Annotated in this window: 13 protein-coding genes; 6 read left to right on the top strand and 7 right to left on the bottom strand. The window is 62.0% G+C overall.

Annotation, left to right across the window (positions count from 1 at the left end; translation table 11 throughout):
- Positions 1-11: 11 nt before the first annotated feature.
- Positions 12-2,519 (top strand): membrane-bound PQQ-dependent dehydrogenase, glucose/quinate/shikimate family, encoded by a 2,508-nt coding sequence (locus N0P34_RS04885; protein WP_275605891.1) that lies wholly within the window; start codon positions 12-14, stop codon positions 2,517-2,519.
- 100 nt (positions 2,520-2,619) lie between these two features.
- On the opposite strand, the gene N0P34_RS04880 is transcribed toward N0P34_RS04885, so the two are convergent.
- From N0P34_RS04880 to N0P34_RS04850, 7 genes are all read right to left on the bottom strand, one after another.
- Positions 2,620-3,555 (bottom strand): BadF/BadG/BcrA/BcrD ATPase family protein, encoded by a 936-nt coding sequence (locus N0P34_RS04880; RefSeq protein WP_275605890.1) that lies wholly within the window; start codon positions 3,553-3,555, stop codon positions 2,620-2,622.
- On the bottom strand, positions 3,552-4,217 hold the full coding sequence (locus N0P34_RS04875; protein WP_275605889.1) for an N-acetylmannosamine-6-phosphate 2-epimerase: 666 nt from the start codon (positions 4,215-4,217) through the stop codon (positions 3,552-3,554). Before N0P34_RS04875 ends, N0P34_RS04880 begins: the two co-directional genes overlap by 4 nt.
- Entirely contained in the window at positions 4,214-5,080 is an 867-nt protein-coding gene (locus N0P34_RS04870; RefSeq protein ID WP_275605888.1) for a carbohydrate ABC transporter permease, read from the bottom strand. Before N0P34_RS04870 ends, N0P34_RS04875 begins: the two co-directional genes overlap by 4 nt.
- Positions 5,077-5,997, bottom strand: a complete 921-nt coding sequence (locus N0P34_RS04865) for a sugar ABC transporter permease (RefSeq protein WP_275605887.1) — start codon at positions 5,995-5,997, stop codon at positions 5,077-5,079. The genes N0P34_RS04870 and N0P34_RS04865 overlap by 4 nt, the downstream gene beginning before the upstream one ends.
- A 170-nt stretch (positions 5,998-6,167) precedes the next feature.
- Entirely contained in the window at positions 6,168-7,409 is a 1,242-nt protein-coding gene (locus N0P34_RS04860; RefSeq protein ID WP_275605886.1) for an extracellular solute-binding protein, read from the bottom strand.
- Between the two features lie 23 nt (positions 7,410-7,432).
- On the bottom strand, positions 7,433-8,506 hold the full coding sequence (gene ugpC, locus N0P34_RS04855) for a sn-glycerol-3-phosphate ABC transporter ATP-binding protein UgpC (protein WP_275605885.1): 1,074 nt from the start codon (positions 8,504-8,506) through the stop codon (positions 7,433-7,435).
- Between the two features lie 161 nt (positions 8,507-8,667).
- Positions 8,668-9,516, bottom strand: coding sequence for a MurR/RpiR family transcriptional regulator (locus N0P34_RS04850; RefSeq protein ID WP_275605884.1), 849 nt, complete (start codon positions 9,514-9,516; stop codon positions 8,668-8,670).
- 298 nt (positions 9,517-9,814) lie between these two features.
- Between N0P34_RS04850 and murQ the strand changes: the two genes are divergently transcribed.
- The 5 genes from murQ (at position 9,815) to N0P34_RS04825 (ending at position 15,039) form a co-directional block, all read left to right on the top strand.
- A complete protein-coding gene (gene murQ, locus N0P34_RS04845; RefSeq protein ID WP_275605883.1) occupies positions 9,815-10,747 on the top strand; it encodes an N-acetylmuramic acid 6-phosphate etherase in 933 nt (310 codons plus the stop codon).
- The gene (locus tag N0P34_RS04840; protein WP_275606925.1) at positions 10,747-11,241 is read left to right on the top strand and encodes a GNAT family N-acetyltransferase; all 495 of its coding nucleotides are present in this window, start codon (positions 10,747-10,749) and stop codon (positions 11,239-11,241) included. The genes murQ and N0P34_RS04840 overlap by 1 nt, the downstream gene beginning before the upstream one ends.
- Positions 11,242-11,243: 2 nt before the next feature.
- Positions 11,244-12,269, top strand: a complete 1,026-nt coding sequence (locus N0P34_RS04835) for a glycoside hydrolase family 3 N-terminal domain-containing protein (RefSeq protein WP_275605882.1) — start codon at positions 11,244-11,246, stop codon at positions 12,267-12,269.
- 30 nt (positions 12,270-12,299) lie between these two features.
- Entirely contained in the window at positions 12,300-13,958 is a 1,659-nt protein-coding gene (locus N0P34_RS04830; RefSeq protein ID WP_275605881.1) for an ABC transporter substrate-binding protein, read from the top strand.
- 103 nt (positions 13,959-14,061) lie between these two features.
- Positions 14,062-15,039 carry an ABC transporter permease gene (locus N0P34_RS04825; protein WP_275605880.1) on the top strand — a complete coding sequence of 326 codons (978 nt, stop codon included), beginning with the start codon at positions 14,062-14,064 and terminating at the stop codon, positions 15,037-15,039.
- Positions 15,040-15,041: the final 2 nt, after the last annotated feature.

The following is a 15,041-nucleotide window of genomic DNA, read 5'->3' as shown; positions in this document are numbered from 1 at the left end:
AGAGAAATGACATGGCGCAGGCGAGTCACGGATTTGGGTTCTGGGCAGTCCGAATACTCGCTCTGGTGATGATCATTTTCGGCCTTCCAATCGCCGCTGGCGGCGCCTGGCTGATAACCCTCGGCGGATCCTGGTATTATCTCTTTGCCGGCATCGGCCTCATTGTTTCGGCTGTCTTCCTCTGGCGCCACGACAGTGTCGGCGTCTGGGCCTACCTGCTCACTTTCCTCGGAACGCTGGTATGGGCGCTATGGGAGCGCGGCATGGATGGCTGGGCGCAAGTCCCGCGCCTCGTTGCGCCGACCATTATCCTTCTGCTCGTCCTGTTCGCGATCCCCGCCCTGCGACGCCCCTTCGCCGCCTCCCGAGCCGCCATTGCCGCCTCTCTGGTCGGTCTTGGCGCCCTGGGCCTCTCCGGCGGTGTGCTGACTTCCGTTCAGCAGACCGACCTCTTTGCCCAGGAAGCCCCTGCACCAGAGCCTGGCCCGACCCTCGCCCCGGCACCCGCGCAGCCCGACGCCGAAATCGCTCCTGCAATCGTCCCCGAAAACGAGGAGCCAGCGGCCGGCACAACACCATCGCCCAACCGCGCACCCGGCATTGTTGCCGAAGTCGGCGCCGATTGGCCTGCCTATGGCGGAACCTACGAGGCGGTTCGCTTCTCCCCGATTGGCCAGATCACCCCGGAAAATGTCGGCCAACTCGAAAAAGTCTGGGAATTCAACACCGGTGACATGCCTTCAGAGGCGGCCGAAGGCAAATACTCGCCTGAAAACACCCCGCTCAAGATTGGCAGCAATCTCTACCTTTGCACGGCCATGAACATTCTTATCGCCGTGGATGCCGCTAGCGGGCTCGAGGAATGGCGCTACGACCCCGGCGTATCGACTGACGCCATCCCTTATGGCGCCACCTGTCGCGGCGTCGCCTACTATGAATCTCCCGAATTATCCCCCGACGCCGCCTGCGCCACCCGCATCCTCGTCGGCACCCTCGACGCACGACTCATCGCCGTCGATGCCCAGACCGGCCAGCCCTGCGCGGACTTTGGCAATCAGGGCCAGGTCAATCTCGAGGACGGCATCGGCGACACTGTTCCCGGCTGGTACGCGGTCACCTCCCCGCCGACCATAGTGCGCGGCGTTGCAGTGCTTGGTGCGCAGGTCAAGGACGGTCAGGATGAGGATGCACCCTCGGGCGTCGTCCGCGGCTATGATGCCGTCACCGGCGAATTGGCCTGGGCGTGGGACCTCGGCAATCCCTCCAATCGCGGCGCGCCGTTGGAAGGCGAGGTCTATACGCGCGGCACGCCCAACATGTGGACCATTGCCGCAGCCGACGAAGAGCTCGGCCTCGTCTACCTGCCGCTCGGCAATTCTTCCGTCGACTACTACGGCTCCAACCGCAGCGAACTCGAAAACGAGTATGCCACGTCCCTAGTGGCCGTCGATGTCACCACCGGGGAAGATATCTGGCACTTCCAGACTGTCCGCAACGATGTCTGGGATTATGACCTCGGCTCGCAACCCTCGCTGATCGATTTTCCGACCGCCGAAGGGACCGTTCCCGCACTGGTTCTCGCTTCCAAGCAGGGCGACATCTACATCCTCGATCGGGCGACGGGCCAATCGCTGTTTGACGTCGAAGATCGCGCAGTGCCCCAGGGCGGCGTCGAGCCCGACTATCTCTCGCCCACCCAGCCCTTCTCGGCCTATCATACCCTGGCCTTTCCCGGCCTGACTGAAGCCGACATGTGGGGCATGACACCGCTCGACCAGCTCTGGTGCCGCATCCAGTTCCGCCAGTCTCACTATGAGGGCATCTATACGCCCCCCACCACCGACCGGCACTGGATCCAATACCCAGGCTATAATGGCGGCAATGACTGGGGCAGCGTCGCCGTTGACCTGGAGCGTGGCCTGCTCATCGCCAATTACAACAACATGCCGAACCACAACCGCCTCGTCCCGCGCGAGGAGGCCGATGCGGCCGGACTGGCGCCCATCTATGATGCTTCCGGGCAGGCAGAGACTTCCCTCGGCGAAGCCGGCCCTCAGATCGGCGCCCCCTATGCCATTGACGTCAATGCCGGCTGGCGCATGCCCACGGGACTGCTCTGCACCCAGCCTCCCTATGGCGGCATCCGCGCCATCGATCTGGCTACCGGCGAGACCGTCTGGGATCGTCCCTTCGGCCAGGCCCGCAATAACGGCCCCTTTGGCCTGCCGACTTTCCTGCCGCTCGATATCGGTACGCCCAATAATGGTGGCCCGATCATCACGGCTGGTGGGCTGATCTTCGTTGCCGCCACCACGGATGATCTCATCCACGCTATCGACATCCAGACCGGCGAAACGGTCTGGACCGATAGCTTGCCGGGCGGTGGCCAGACGACGCCGATCAGCTACGAAATCGACGGACGCCAATACATCGTCATCGCTCCAGGCGGCCACCATTTCATGGAAACCGCCATCAGCGACGCGGTCATCGCGTATGCGCTACCGGCCGAGAACAACTGAGCTGGACGGCCGGATCTGGATCGCCCGCTTGCCAAGCCCACCGGCGACACCCTCCCCTTGTGGGGAGGGCTAAGGGTCATAAACTGGATGCGGATAAAAACTACGCCATAGCCTCGAGCACGCCCCGCCAGCCCTGCGGATCACCCGCCTGGATCCGCGCCGCGGCAAGGCTCGCATCGGCGCTGAGCCGACGCACATCCTGCCCCGCAAGGCGCCTCCGGATTTCGTCCTCGATCACTGGATGCAAATTGAGGACGCCACCCACAAAGCCCATTGGGCGCGGCCCAATCCTTGTCGAGAGCGCCTCGGCCAGCATTGCCAGCTCGCGCCCTGCGGTGCGCAAAATATCGAGCGCAATTGCGTCTCCGCCCTCGGCAGCTCTTGCCACACCCACGGCCAGTTTGCCGATCCGTCCGCGATCCCCAGCGTAAACGAACTGGCGCACATCGCTCCAGTCCGAACCGCCCACCTCGGCGAAAAGCCCCTTTGCCAGGGCATCGACTGCAGCAAACGAACCCGCCTGGTCCAGTACCCGATAAATCCGATCCAGCGCCCGAAGCGCGATCCAGCTGCCCGAGCCTGCGTCGTCGATAAGAATGCCGCGACCACCGACCCGGGTGAATGTGCCGTCGGCGGCAATGTGCACACCGATCGAGCCGGTCCCGGCAGAAATGAGATGCCCCTCGCCCGGCGCAAAATTGGCGAGATAGGCCAGCAGCACATCGTCAACGACGATCATCCGGTCCCGCGCTGCACCGAACACGCTCTCCAGCATGTCCTTGACCTCGCCAGACACCGCCGGGCCGAAGCCCGTCATGCCCAGCGTGATACTCGCAACGCCCTGCCCCGCAGCGGCAATGTCGGCGGCTATCGTACTAAGGGCATCGCGCAGGCGCTGGTTTTCCGCCGGATTGAAGATATGACCGGTCGCGCCGCCAGCCTTGCCGCGCGCGACTTCCGCCCCGGCATCGTCGCAGATCACCCAGCGGCTGGCCGTGCCGCCGATATCCAGGCCGAGATGTAGTCCTTTGTTCACCGGGCCACGCCCTGACGCACAAAGGCACGCGTGATCTCGCGCGGATTGGTGATCATGGTTCCCACCACGATGGCATGGGCACCCGCCTCAAAACCCTGGCGCACAAGATCGGGAGTATTGTAGCGCCCTTCACCGATGACCGGCACACTCAGGCGGGCGACAAGCTGTTCCACCAGCATCAGATCCGGCGTATCCGGTTTTGGCTCGGTCGCCTCGGTGTAGCCCGACAATGTCGTGGCCACATAGTCCGCGCCCCAGTCAGCCGCTGCCAGCCCCTCATCCAGTGTCGAGATATCGGCGAAGACTTCCGCGCCAAGCTCCTCACGGATGCGCCGCACGAGAACTTCGGGGGCATCGCCGTCGCGCGCCCGGATCGTGCAGTCGAGCGCAATGATCTCGGCGCCGGCTGCAACAATGGCCTCGGCCGCCGAAAAATTGGGCGTGATGTAGACCGGATACGCGTCCGAAAAAACTTTATGGATGCCGATCACTGGCAGACCGGCCGATTTCACTGCTGCGATGTCTCCAGGTCCGTTGGCCCGGATCGCCACCGCCCCGCCGTCACGCGCGGCGAGCGCCATGGCACCCATGAACTGCGGCCCGTGCAGCGGGTTGTCCGCGCGCGCCTGACAGGAAACGATCAGCCCCTTGGGAAGCCTCACTTTACCGCACCTGAAGTCATGCCGGCGATGAACTGCTTGGACAGCAGGATATAGATGATGATGATCGGCGCCGCAGACAGGGTCAACCCCGAGAACAGCACGCCCCAGTCGGTGGTATATTCGCCCATGAAGGTGGTCAGTCCCTGCGGCAGGGTTTTCAGATCATCGTTCTGGATGAACACGAGCGGGAAGAAGAAGTCGTTCCAGATGGGCACGACGTTCTGGATAGCGGCGATCACCATGGCCGGACGCACAAGCGGCAGCATGATCGCCCACATGATCCGCGCCTCGCTCGCCCCGTCCATACGCGCGGCATCTTCGAGTTCATTGGGCAAGGTGCGGATGAAGCCGGTCATGATGAACACGGTCGAGGGCAGGCCCATCGCCGTGTAGACGAAGATGAGGCTGAGCTGATTGTTGAGGATCGACAGGTCCCGCATCAGGATGAACAGCGGTATGATGGCCAGCTTGAGCGGCAATGTCAGCCCGGCCAGGAAGAACATCAGGATAAAGGTCGAGCCCTTGAATTCGTATCGGCCGATGGCATAGGCCGCCATGGTCCCCAGCGTCAGGATCAGCACCATGGAGGCGCCGGTGACGGCAAACGAGTTCAGCAGGTAGCGCAGGAAATTCGTCTGCGTCCAGATTTTCACGAAGTTCGCCACTTGCGTGAAGTCGGGGATCGAAAACGGTGACTGGAAGATTTGCGGCGTGGTCTTGAAGGCCGAGAACACCATGATGACGATCGGCGCCAGCATGATGATCGTGTTGGCAATCAGGATGATCTGCAGCAGCCCATCGCGCCCCAGCGTTCCCAGAATACCCTTGCGGTCGGAGTAGTGCATGCTCGAGGACGCGCTCATAGCTGGATCTCCCGGGCCCTCAGGCGTGTCGTGATGACGCCCGCCACCAGCGCAATGAACAGGAAGATCAGGACGGCCAAAGCACTACCAAGGCCGAAGTCCTGTTGGCCGGCCGACACATTGCCGAATGCCGTGCGGTAGAAATAAAGCCCCAGCACGTCCGAAGACCCAAAGGGCGAGCCGTCCAGCCCCGCCATGATATAGGGGAGCTCGAACCAGTTGAACGCCCCCACGAACAGCAGCGTGAAAACGATCGTCGCGCTCGGCGCCACCAGCGGCCAGACGATTTTCGTGATCTTCACCCATTCGCTCTCGGTTTCCATGCGCACAGCATCGAGGATTTCCCCGGGAATGCGCTGCATGCCGGCAAGGAACACCAGCGTGGGAAAGCCCACCATGTGCCAGGCCTGGGCTACGATGATCGACCACAACGCCGTCCCGCTCTGCCCCAGCCAGGGTTGCGCCAACCCACTCAGCCCGATCGAGCGGAGGGTCAGGTTCACGACGCCGAACAGCGGGTGGTAAAAGAGCTTGAACAGATAGGCCACGATAATGGTCGAAAGCACCACCGGCAGAAACACCGCAATCCGATGGAAGCGCGCGCCGGGCAATTCGCGCCAGAGCGCATAGGCGAGGATAAACCCGAGCCCGTTCTGCAGCACCATCAGCGCGAAAAAGACAATGACGTTGTTCTTGAAGGCGTTGAGCGTCCAGCTCCGATAGGGCTCGACGAACAGCACAGTGTGGAAATTCTCGAGTCCCACAAACGCGCCCCGCCGCAAGCCCTGCCAGTCGAAGAAGGCATAGGCGAACGCGGAAATGATCGGATAGACGATGAACAGCGCCACAAAGGCCAGTGGCGGCACGATAAGCGCGGTAATCCAGAGGCCGCGGCCGGTCATCCGAAGTTGGGGCATTGTCGTTGGACTCGCTTGGTTTAGGGGGCGGACTTGCCACCCCCACCCGACCTCCCCCTTTCCAGGGGGAGGAGAAGTTCTTTGTGCTTGGCAGATCCTTGCCACACCCACCGCACTGTCCCTCCCCCTGACAGGGGGAGGCTAGGTGGGGATGTGACGAGCGTGAGCTCTTACTTCTTGAACGGCTCGTACCAGGCGGCAAGACCTGACGTCAGGGCTTCGCCAATGGCTTCCGGTGTGGTTTCACCCGAGAACAGCTTCTGCATTTCGCCCTGGATCAGAACGGAACCGGAGGGCTCGCCGAAGCGGAAGTGGGCCAGCATCAGATAGGGGATCGAGTGCTGGTTCAGCTCGTTGATCTCGGCCAGATCGGCGCTGTCGAACTTGACTCCCGGAACGGCGGAGAGGGTCTTGAGCGTGTCGGCCATGGACTGGCCGAATTCGGTGCTGGCCAGATAGTTCAGGAACTTGAACGCGGCTTCCTTGTTCTTGCCGGCTTCGTTGATGGCATAGCCACCGTCGAAATAGATGGCGACGAGCTTTTCGTCGTCAGCGGCGCGACCCGGAGCGGCGAACATGCCCATCTCGATGTCGGGATTCATGGTCTTGAAGGTCGAGAGCTCATAGGAGCCGCCCACGAACATGCCGGCCATGCCCGAAGCAAACAGCTGCTGGGCGGACGGGTAGTCGAGGCCGATGAAGCCGTCGGCGAAATAGTCCTTGGCCAGCGCGGCAACGTCGCCCAGGGCCGAGGTAAAGCGCTCATCGGTGAAGTCGGTCGTGCCGGCGATCAGTTCGTCGTAGAAATCGCGACCGAACAGGGTCGAGCCGAGGCCGAAGGTCACGGTCTCGTTCTGCCATGCCGTAGCAGTACCGTTGGCAAACGGAATGACGCCCGCATCCTTGAGCTTCTGGGAAGCTGCAACCAGTTCTTCCCAGGTGTTGGGCTCGGCAATGCCGTTCTGGTCGAAAATGGTCTTGTTGTAGATGACCAGCTGGGTCTGGCTGGCAAACGGAACGGCGTAGAGCGTGCCGTCCGCGCGCATCGACTCGGCAGCAAGGGCCGCAGGGTTGAAATTGGCGATCGCCGGAACGTTCTCGGCGGTCAGTGGCTCGAGATAGCCACCAACGGCCAGATTCTCGAGGCCACCATAGGCGCGAACCTGTGCCAGGTCCGGACCGGTGCCGCCAGCAAGGGCAGTCGCCAGGATGGTGTTGTAATTGGTGGCTTCAAAGGTCTCGAACTTGACCGTGATACCTGGATTGGCAGCCTCGAAGGTGTCGATGAACTGCTCATAGGCGGCGCGGTCTTCCTGGCGCCAGCTCCAGAATGTCAATTCCTGGGCCATGGCCGGTGCGGCCATGATCAGTGCGGCGACTGCTGCGCCGATGCGGACGATGTTGGTTTTCATTATTCCCTCCTTGATGAGCTCGATCAGGTCCCGACCGGGACCAGCCGCCGACCGGTATCGGCGGAAAAATAGTGCGCGCCGGCCGGCTCGAGGCCGATGGTGACGATTTCGTCGGGCGCATAAAGATCGTTTGGCGTGGTTCGCGCGGCCAGCAGGGTGCCGTCGGCAAGGCGCACATAGACATAGGCGTTGTCGCCAAGATATTCGGTGTAGACGACCTGCCCGGCAAATCCTTCGCCGCCATTTCGCGACAGACGCACCGCATCGGAACGCAAGCCAAGCTTGAGCCTGGTCTCCTCCGGCAGGGCCCCCGGCGTCACGCTGCCGCCCTCCCCTTTCATCGCCAGCGTATCGCCCCGCCGCTCGACATCGACCAGCGTCATGCGCGGCGATCCGATGAAGGTGGCAACAAAAGTATTTGCCGGCGTTTCGTAGAGTTCGCGCGGGCTGCCGACCTGCTCGATCCGTCCGGCATTCATCACCACGATCTTGTCGGCCAGCGTCATGGCCTCGACCTGGTCGTGGGTCACGTAGATCATGGTGCCGCCGATATCGCGGTGCAGCTTGGCGATTTCCAGGCGGACTTCCGAGCGCAGCGCCGCATCGAGGTTGGAGAGTGGCTCGTCCAGCAGGAACACCGCCGGCTTGCGCACCAGGGCACGCCCGATGGCGACGCGCTGGCGCTGGCCACCCGAAAGCTCGCGCGGCTTGCGCTGGAGCAGCGGCTCCAGTCGCAGCATGCGCGCCGCCTCGGCGATCCGCGCCTCGACCTCGTCCTTGGTCAATCCCATCAGCCGCGCGCCAAAGGCCATGTTTTCGTAGACGTCCATATGCGGATAGAGCGCATAGGACTGGAACACCATCGCGATGCCGCGTCGCGAGGGCGGCACATCGTTCATGCGCTGGCCGTTGAGGATGAACTCACCGTCGGTGATCGGATCGAGCCCGGCGATCAGCCGCAGGAGGGTTGACTTGCCACAGCCGGATGGTCCGACAAACACCACGAATTCACGATCCCCGATCTCGAGATCGATCCCGTGCAGCACCGCAGTGTCCTTGAAACGCTTCTTGATGCCGCGCAGTGACAGTTGAGCCAAGATACCTCCTTAGGGCGCCCGCTCCGGACGGTCGCACCAATACGGGCCGCTCTCCGAGAAGAGGCCCACAGTTCAGGAATATTGAATTCCAAAACGAGAAAGTGTCAAGAATAGAATATTACAAATCCACGACGCCCGAGAAAGCACGCTTTTGAAGGTGTTCAGGCCTTCAGCACTGTGACGGCCGTTTCGCTGTTGTGGATGTAATCATAGGCATCGCCCTGGTGGCGCAGCAGCAGGATGAACAGCATGTCCATCAACACAAGCTGGGCGTCGCGGGCGGTGATGGCCGATGAACGCACACGGTCCTCGTCGGCCACGGTGAACAGCTTGATGTCGGCCACTTCCGCCAGGGGATTGGACTGGAGCCCCGTGACGGAGATCACCGTCGCCCCCCGTTTCTTGGCGAGTTCGGCAATGCGCAGGGTTTCCACGCTGCGCCCCGAATAGGACAGCGCCATCAGCGCATCGCTTTTGCCCAGTGCCGAGGCGTTGGAAATCTGGATGTGATTGTCGCTGTTGAGCAGCACTGTCCGCCCGAGCTTGAGCAGCTTGTAGGAAAAATCCTTTGCCACCAGCGATGAGGCCCCGACACCTGCCAGGAGAAGTTTCCGCGCCCCGACGAGCTTTGCAAGCGCCGCCGTGATCGTCTCCTCGTCATTGGCGGAAGCGGTTTCACGCATGGATAGAAGTTTGCTGCTGATCAGCTTCTGCACGATGGTCATGTGGCTGTCGCTGGCGTCGATCGATCCATGGATCACGCCGCCCGGCGCGTGCCACTCCATCGCCCGAGCGGTCGTCACCGCCATTTTCAGCTGCTGATAGCCGCTGTAACCCAGTTTCTGGCTGAACTTTACGACGCTCGATTGGCTGCGCCCGGTCGCTTCGGCCAGGGCTGCAGAGGACAGATCCAGCATTCGCGCCGGATCCTCGAGAATGAATTCGGCGATCTCCCTGTCTGCGAGGGTCATCGACGCCTTCTGCGCCTCGAGCAGTTTCAGAACCGACATGCTTGTTTCCATCACTGATGCGCCGCAGCTCCCGCGCCTCGGCCCCAGCGGCAACCCGGTAGACGAGCGCGCAGCGCCAAGGCAGTCTGCCTCTGCGGCGCAACTGCCCTCACGCAACGACCCTGAATGACTCCCAAATCACTCTAGCCACGCCCTCGCCAGCTTGGCGGCGCAATACCCGCCGCTTTTCCACCATTCTACACACACACTGACGCATTTCGGAATACAATATTCCAACTTTCGTTGACAGACGGAATATTCGTTCATAGCATCGAGCCATTCTATGAGTGATGGCACGATGGCAAAAAGCACACTGATCGCGGAACTCGAACATCTGGTCTCCGAGGCCCGCAATCCTGACACGATGCAGATCGACCTCATGTCGACCGAGCAGATTCTCGCCGCCATGAACGCGGAAGACGCCAAGGTGGCTGGCGCGGTGAATGCCGTGCTCCCACAAATCGCCGAAGTGGTCGACTGCATTGTTGAGGCCTTCAAGGCCGGCGGTCGGCTCATCTATGCCGGTGCGGGCACCAGCGGTCGCCTTGGTGTGCTCGATGCTTCCGAATGTCCGCCCACTTTCGGCGTCCCCGAGACCATGGTCGTCGGCATAATCGCCGGTGGCGACCGTGCCTTGCGCCACCCCATCGAAGGGGCCGAGGATGACCGCAACGAAGGCCGCCGCGATCTCGAGAAGGCCAAGCTGGAGGCCCGCGACGTTGTCGTCGGCATCGCCGTCAGCGGCCGTACGCCTTACGTCATCGGCGCGCTCGAATATGCCAATGAAGTGGGCGCCACCACCGTTTCCCTCTCCTGCAATCCCATTTCGGCCATTGCCGACATCGCCAAAATCGCCATTTCGCCGGTCGTGGGACCTGAGGCGCTTACCGGCTCCACCCGCCTCAAATCGGGTACCGCCCAAAAGCTCGTTCTCAACATGCTCACCACCGCATCCATGATCCGGATCGGCAAGAGCTACGAAAACCTCATGGTTGACCTCTCGGTCTCCAACGCCAAGCTCTCGGCGCGCGCCACCCGCATGCTTGCGGAAGTCTCAGGCTGCTCCAATGACGAGGCCGAGCGCTATCTGGTCGAGGCGGGCAATAATGTGAAGCTGGCCATCCTCATGGCCCTCACCGGCATGAATGCTGCAGACGCCCAGGCGGCCCTCAGTGGCGCTGATGGCTTCCTGCGCCGCGCCGCTGCCGATCACCCCCGCATCGCGAGCTGATCATGGATCTGCTGGTCAATCTCTATAGCCGCAAGATGGACGAGCTGCGCAGAAAGGCAGAGGCCGTCGAGGCGACTATCCGCGTCGCCCTGCCCCCCGAGCAGCACATCATCAAGGATTGGGTGCGCACCCACTTTTCCGAATATTGGGTCAGCGAAGTTTCGGCCGCCATGGCCCACCAGCCCCCCGGTTGCCTCATCGCAACTGTTGACGGGCAACTGGTCGGCTTTGCCTGCCATGATGCCACCGCGCGCGGCTTTTTCGGCCCCACCGGCGTCTCCGAAGACCAGCGCGGCAAGGGCATTGGCCTCGCGCTCTTCTATCACACTCTCGTGGCGATGAAGGCCCAGGGCTACGCCTATGCCATTATCGGCTCGGCCGGGCCTGTCGACTTCTACGTCAAGGCCGCCGGCGCCATGCCGATTCCCTCCGACAATGAAGACATCTACCAGGGCCTGCTGCGCATCAAGCCCAAGACCGAACCGGAAAACTGACCATGGCTTCGACCACACCCCTCGCCCTTTTCGTCGGCATGCCAGGCTATGAGCTTTCGGCTGACGAAATCGCCTTTTTCCGCGAGACCAATCCATTCGGGCTTTTTCTGTTCAAGCGCAATCTGGACAACCACGACCAGATCCACAAGCTGGTCAGCCAGTTCAAGGAAGCCGTCGGCCGCGACGACGCCCCGGTCTATATCGACCAGGAAGGCGGCCGGGTGCAGCGCCTCGACAATGGCAATTGGCCCCTCTTCCGTCCGCTCGGCCATTTTGCAGCGCTTGCCAAAAAGGACCGCGAGCTGGCCAAGCACGCGCTGCGCCAGAGCCATCTGGCCATGGGCTCGATGATGAGCGATCTCAACATCGGCTCGGGCACGACCCCGGTTGTCGATCTTGCCCGTCCGGGCACCCATGACATCATCTCGTCGCGCTCGCTGGGTTCGGACCCCGAGCTCGTGGCAGAATTTGGCCGCGTGGCGATCGAAGCCCTGCTCGAGGTCGGCTCGATGCCGATCATGAAGCACATCCCCGGCTATGGCCGCGTCGATGTCGACCCCCACCACGACCTGCCCGTCGTCCGCGCTTCAGTCGAGGAGATGATGGACACAGATTTCCTCCCCTTCATCCGCCTCAAGGACACGCCTTGGGCGATGGTGGCCCATCTGATCTTTACCCAGATCGATCCCGACCTGCCGGCCTCGATCTCGCCGCGCGTCTGCGAGCTGATCCGCGATACGCTGGACTATGATGGCGTGCTGATCACCGATTGCCTGACCATGGATGCCCTTACCGGCAGCTGGGATGAGCGGGTAACCGCCGCCCTCGACGCCGGCTACGATATAGCCCTTCATAGCCAGGGCGACCTTTCTCAGAGCCAGGCGGCCTGCAAGGCAGCCCGTCCTTTGAGCGAGAAAAGCCTCGAGCGCATCGCGCGCGCAGAGGGCAGGCTGGGAACACACCGCGTGGACGTGCATGCACTCCATGCCGAGGTGGAACAGATTTTCAGGGAGCGTGGCGTCGCCTGAGGCGAACCACCAAGCAAGGAGACTGGAAAAATGAGGAAACTCACACTTCTGGCGGCAACGTCCGCAGCAGTGTTGGCAATGGCGGCACCCGCTTTTGCCCAGAACGTCCTGACGCTCAGCTCGGAGCAGACGACCACGTTCGTGCGCAATTTCAACCCGTTCGGTCAGACCTCTGCCCGCTACACCACGCTCGACTTCATGTACGAGCCGCTGGTGGTGTTCAACCGCCTCAAGGGCAATGAGCCCAATTTCCGCCTGGCCGAGAGCTTCGACCTGGCCGACGATCTGATGTCGATCACGTTCACCCTGCGTGAGGGCCTCAAGTGGTCGGACGGCGAGACACTCGACGCCGACGACATCGTCTTCACCTACGACTATCTCAAGAAGTTCCCGGCGCTGGACTTCATTTCCGTCTCCCAGCAGCTGACATCGGTCGAAAAGGTCGATGATCGCACCGTGCGCTTCAACCTCACCGAAGCCAACTCGCTCATCGCCAACACCATTGTCGGCATGCCGATCGTTCCCGAGCATATCTGGGCCTCGATCGAAGATCCCGTAACCTTCGCCAACGAGAACCCGGTCGCTTCCGGGCCGATGACCGAAATCACCCGCTTCACGCCGCAGGTCTACGAACAGTGCGCCAACCCGCACTATTGGGATGCGGAAAACCTCAAGGTCGACTGCCTGCGCATGCCGCAGCTGGCCGACAACCCGCAGGTTCTCGCCGCACTCGCCGAAGGCACGCTCGACTGGGCAACCAGCTTCATCCCCGACATCGACAATACCTTTGTCGCCAAGGATCCCGAGCATCACAAATACTGGTTCACCCCCTCCAGCCTCGTTTCGCTGCAGATGAGCCAGGTCTCGCCTGACGAAAACGCCCGCAAGGCCTATAACGACGTCAACTTCCGTCGCGCGCTCTCGATGCTGATCGACCGCCAGACCATCGTTGATATCGCTGGCTACGGCTATCCGCTCGTCAACGAGGACCCGTCGGGCCTGGGCGAACTCTACTCGGCCTTCGCCAATCCCGAAGTCGAGACCCAGTTCGGCCAGTATGCCAAGTTCGACCTCGACGCTGGCATCGCTCTTCTCGACGAAGCCGGCTATGTCGACGCCGACAATGACGGTTTCCGCGACAATCCCGATGGCACCCCGATCGCCATCGACTTCATGGTTCCAAACGGCTGGACCGACTGGATCGACGCCGTGCAGATCTCCATGGAAACCATGCAGGAAGCCGGCCTCAACGTGAAGATGTCGACCCCCGAAGCCGCTGTGTGGACCTCCGCGCTCATCTCGGGTGAATATTCGATGACGCTGAACGCCCTGGCATCGGCTGCCGACCCCTACTTCCCCTTCATCCGCTCCTTCAACCCGGATGATTTCGGCAAGTCGCGCTTCACCGCGCCGCACTGGTCGAGCGAGGAAGTTACGGCCCTGCTCAGCGAATATAAGCAGAGCAAGGATCCTGCAGCCCGCAAGACGGCGATGGACAAGATCCAGCTGATCGTGGCCGAGGCCCTGCCGATCGTGCCGCTCTACAACAGCCCGTCCTTCTACGAGTACAACACCAGCCGCTTCACCGGCTGGGCGGATGCTGAAAATCCGAAGTACTCGCCGGTCGTGTCCAACGCCAATCCAGCGCGTCTGCTGCAGCTGCTCGACCTCGAGCCAGTCGCACAATAATCATCACGGGAGGCGCGCTCTGGCGCGCCTCTCTCCTGCCGGAACGCGCTCTTCCCGCACCAGACGGGGATCCAGTCAGGCAGCCACGAGAGAAGGAAAAAATATGGGCTTCCTGCTGCGACGCCTGGCGTTCTACCTCGCGGCCTTCCTCGCCGCCGCCACCATTAACTTCTTCCTGCCGCGCCTGATGCCGGGTGATCCCATCCAGATCATGTTCGCCAGCGCCGGCTCCGAACTCAGCCTCGAAAACCTCAACGCTCTGAAGCTCACCTTCGGCTTCATCGACGCGCCGGTTCACGAGCAGTATTTTTCCTATCTCAAGAGCGTCTTCACCGGCGATCTCGGCCGCTCGATCAAATACTTCCCCCTCCCCGTCACTGAATTGCTCGGCCGTGCGCTGGTCTGGACCCTCGGCCTCGTCGGCATTGCCACGCTGATCAGCTTCACCCTCGGCACGTTCCTTGGCGTCATGGCCGCCTGGCGCCGTGGCTCGCGCTTTGACTCGGTCGTTTCGCTCTTGGCGATCTTCTGCAGCTCCGTCCCGGCCGTGGTGATCTCGCTCATCATGCTGTTCCTGTTCGGCTATACGCTACGCTGGTTCCCCAATGGCTATGCCGCCAACCCGATGCTCGATCCCGCCTTTACCTGGGAATATATCTCGAGCGTGATCTATCACGGCACCCTGCCCCTGGTGACGCTGGTCATTGCGCTCTCGGGCGGCTTTGCCGTCACCATGCGCAACAACATGATCAATCTCCTCGGCGAAGACTATATCGTCATGGGTCGCGCCAAGGGCCTCTCCGACAAGAACGTCATGCTGTGGTACGCCGCCCGTAACGCGCTGCTGCCGACCGTCTCGAGCCTTGCCATCGCCATCGGCACCATTCTCTCCGGGTCGCTGATCATTGAGGTGGTGTTCAACTATCCCGGCCTCGGCAATACGCTCTACCAGGCCATCCTCGCGCGCGACTATCCGGTCATCCAGGGCCAGCTCCTGATCATGACTGCCGCCATGCTCGTCTCCAATTTCGTCGTCGATCTGAGCTATGTCCTGCTCGATCCGCGCCTCAAGAAGGCCTGAGC

It is taken from the genome of Devosia sp. FJ2-5-3 (assembly GCF_029201545.1).
Taxonomy (GTDB): domain Bacteria; phylum Pseudomonadota; class Alphaproteobacteria; order Rhizobiales; family Devosiaceae; genus Devosia.
The sequence above is the reverse complement of the archived record's forward strand: the minus strand, read 5'-3'. Positions and strand labels throughout refer to the sequence as shown.

Excerpts from the sequence above, each read along its gene's own strand:
- murQ (WP_275605883.1), top strand. The coding sequence starts at position 9,815 with ATGGCAAAAAGCACACTGATCGCGGAACTCGAACATCTGGTCTCCGAG.
- N0P34_RS04865 (WP_275605887.1), bottom strand. The coding sequence starts at position 5,997 with ATGCCCCAACTTCGGATGACCGGCCGCGGCCTCTGGATTACCGCGCTT.
- N0P34_RS04825 (WP_275605880.1), top strand. The coding sequence starts at position 14,062 with ATGGGCTTCCTGCTGCGACGCCTGGCGTTCTACCTCGCGGCCTTCCTC.
- N0P34_RS04885 (WP_275605891.1), top strand. The coding sequence starts at position 12 with ATGGCGCAGGCGAGTCACGGATTTGGGTTCTGGGCAGTCCGAATACTC.
- N0P34_RS04850 (WP_275605884.1), bottom strand. The coding sequence starts at position 9,516 with ATGTCGGTTCTGAAACTGCTCGAGGCGCAGAAGGCGTCGATGACCCTC.
- N0P34_RS04835 (WP_275605882.1), top strand. The coding sequence starts at position 11,244 with ATGGCTTCGACCACACCCCTCGCCCTTTTCGTCGGCATGCCAGGCTAT.
- N0P34_RS04860 (WP_275605886.1), bottom strand. The coding sequence starts at position 7,409 with ATGAAAACCAACATCGTCCGCATCGGCGCAGCAGTCGCCGCACTGATC.
- N0P34_RS04870 (WP_275605888.1), bottom strand. The coding sequence starts at position 5,080 with ATGAGCGCGTCCTCGAGCATGCACTACTCCGACCGCAAGGGTATTCTG.
- N0P34_RS04830 (WP_275605881.1), top strand. The coding sequence starts at position 12,300 with ATGAGGAAACTCACACTTCTGGCGGCAACGTCCGCAGCAGTGTTGGCA.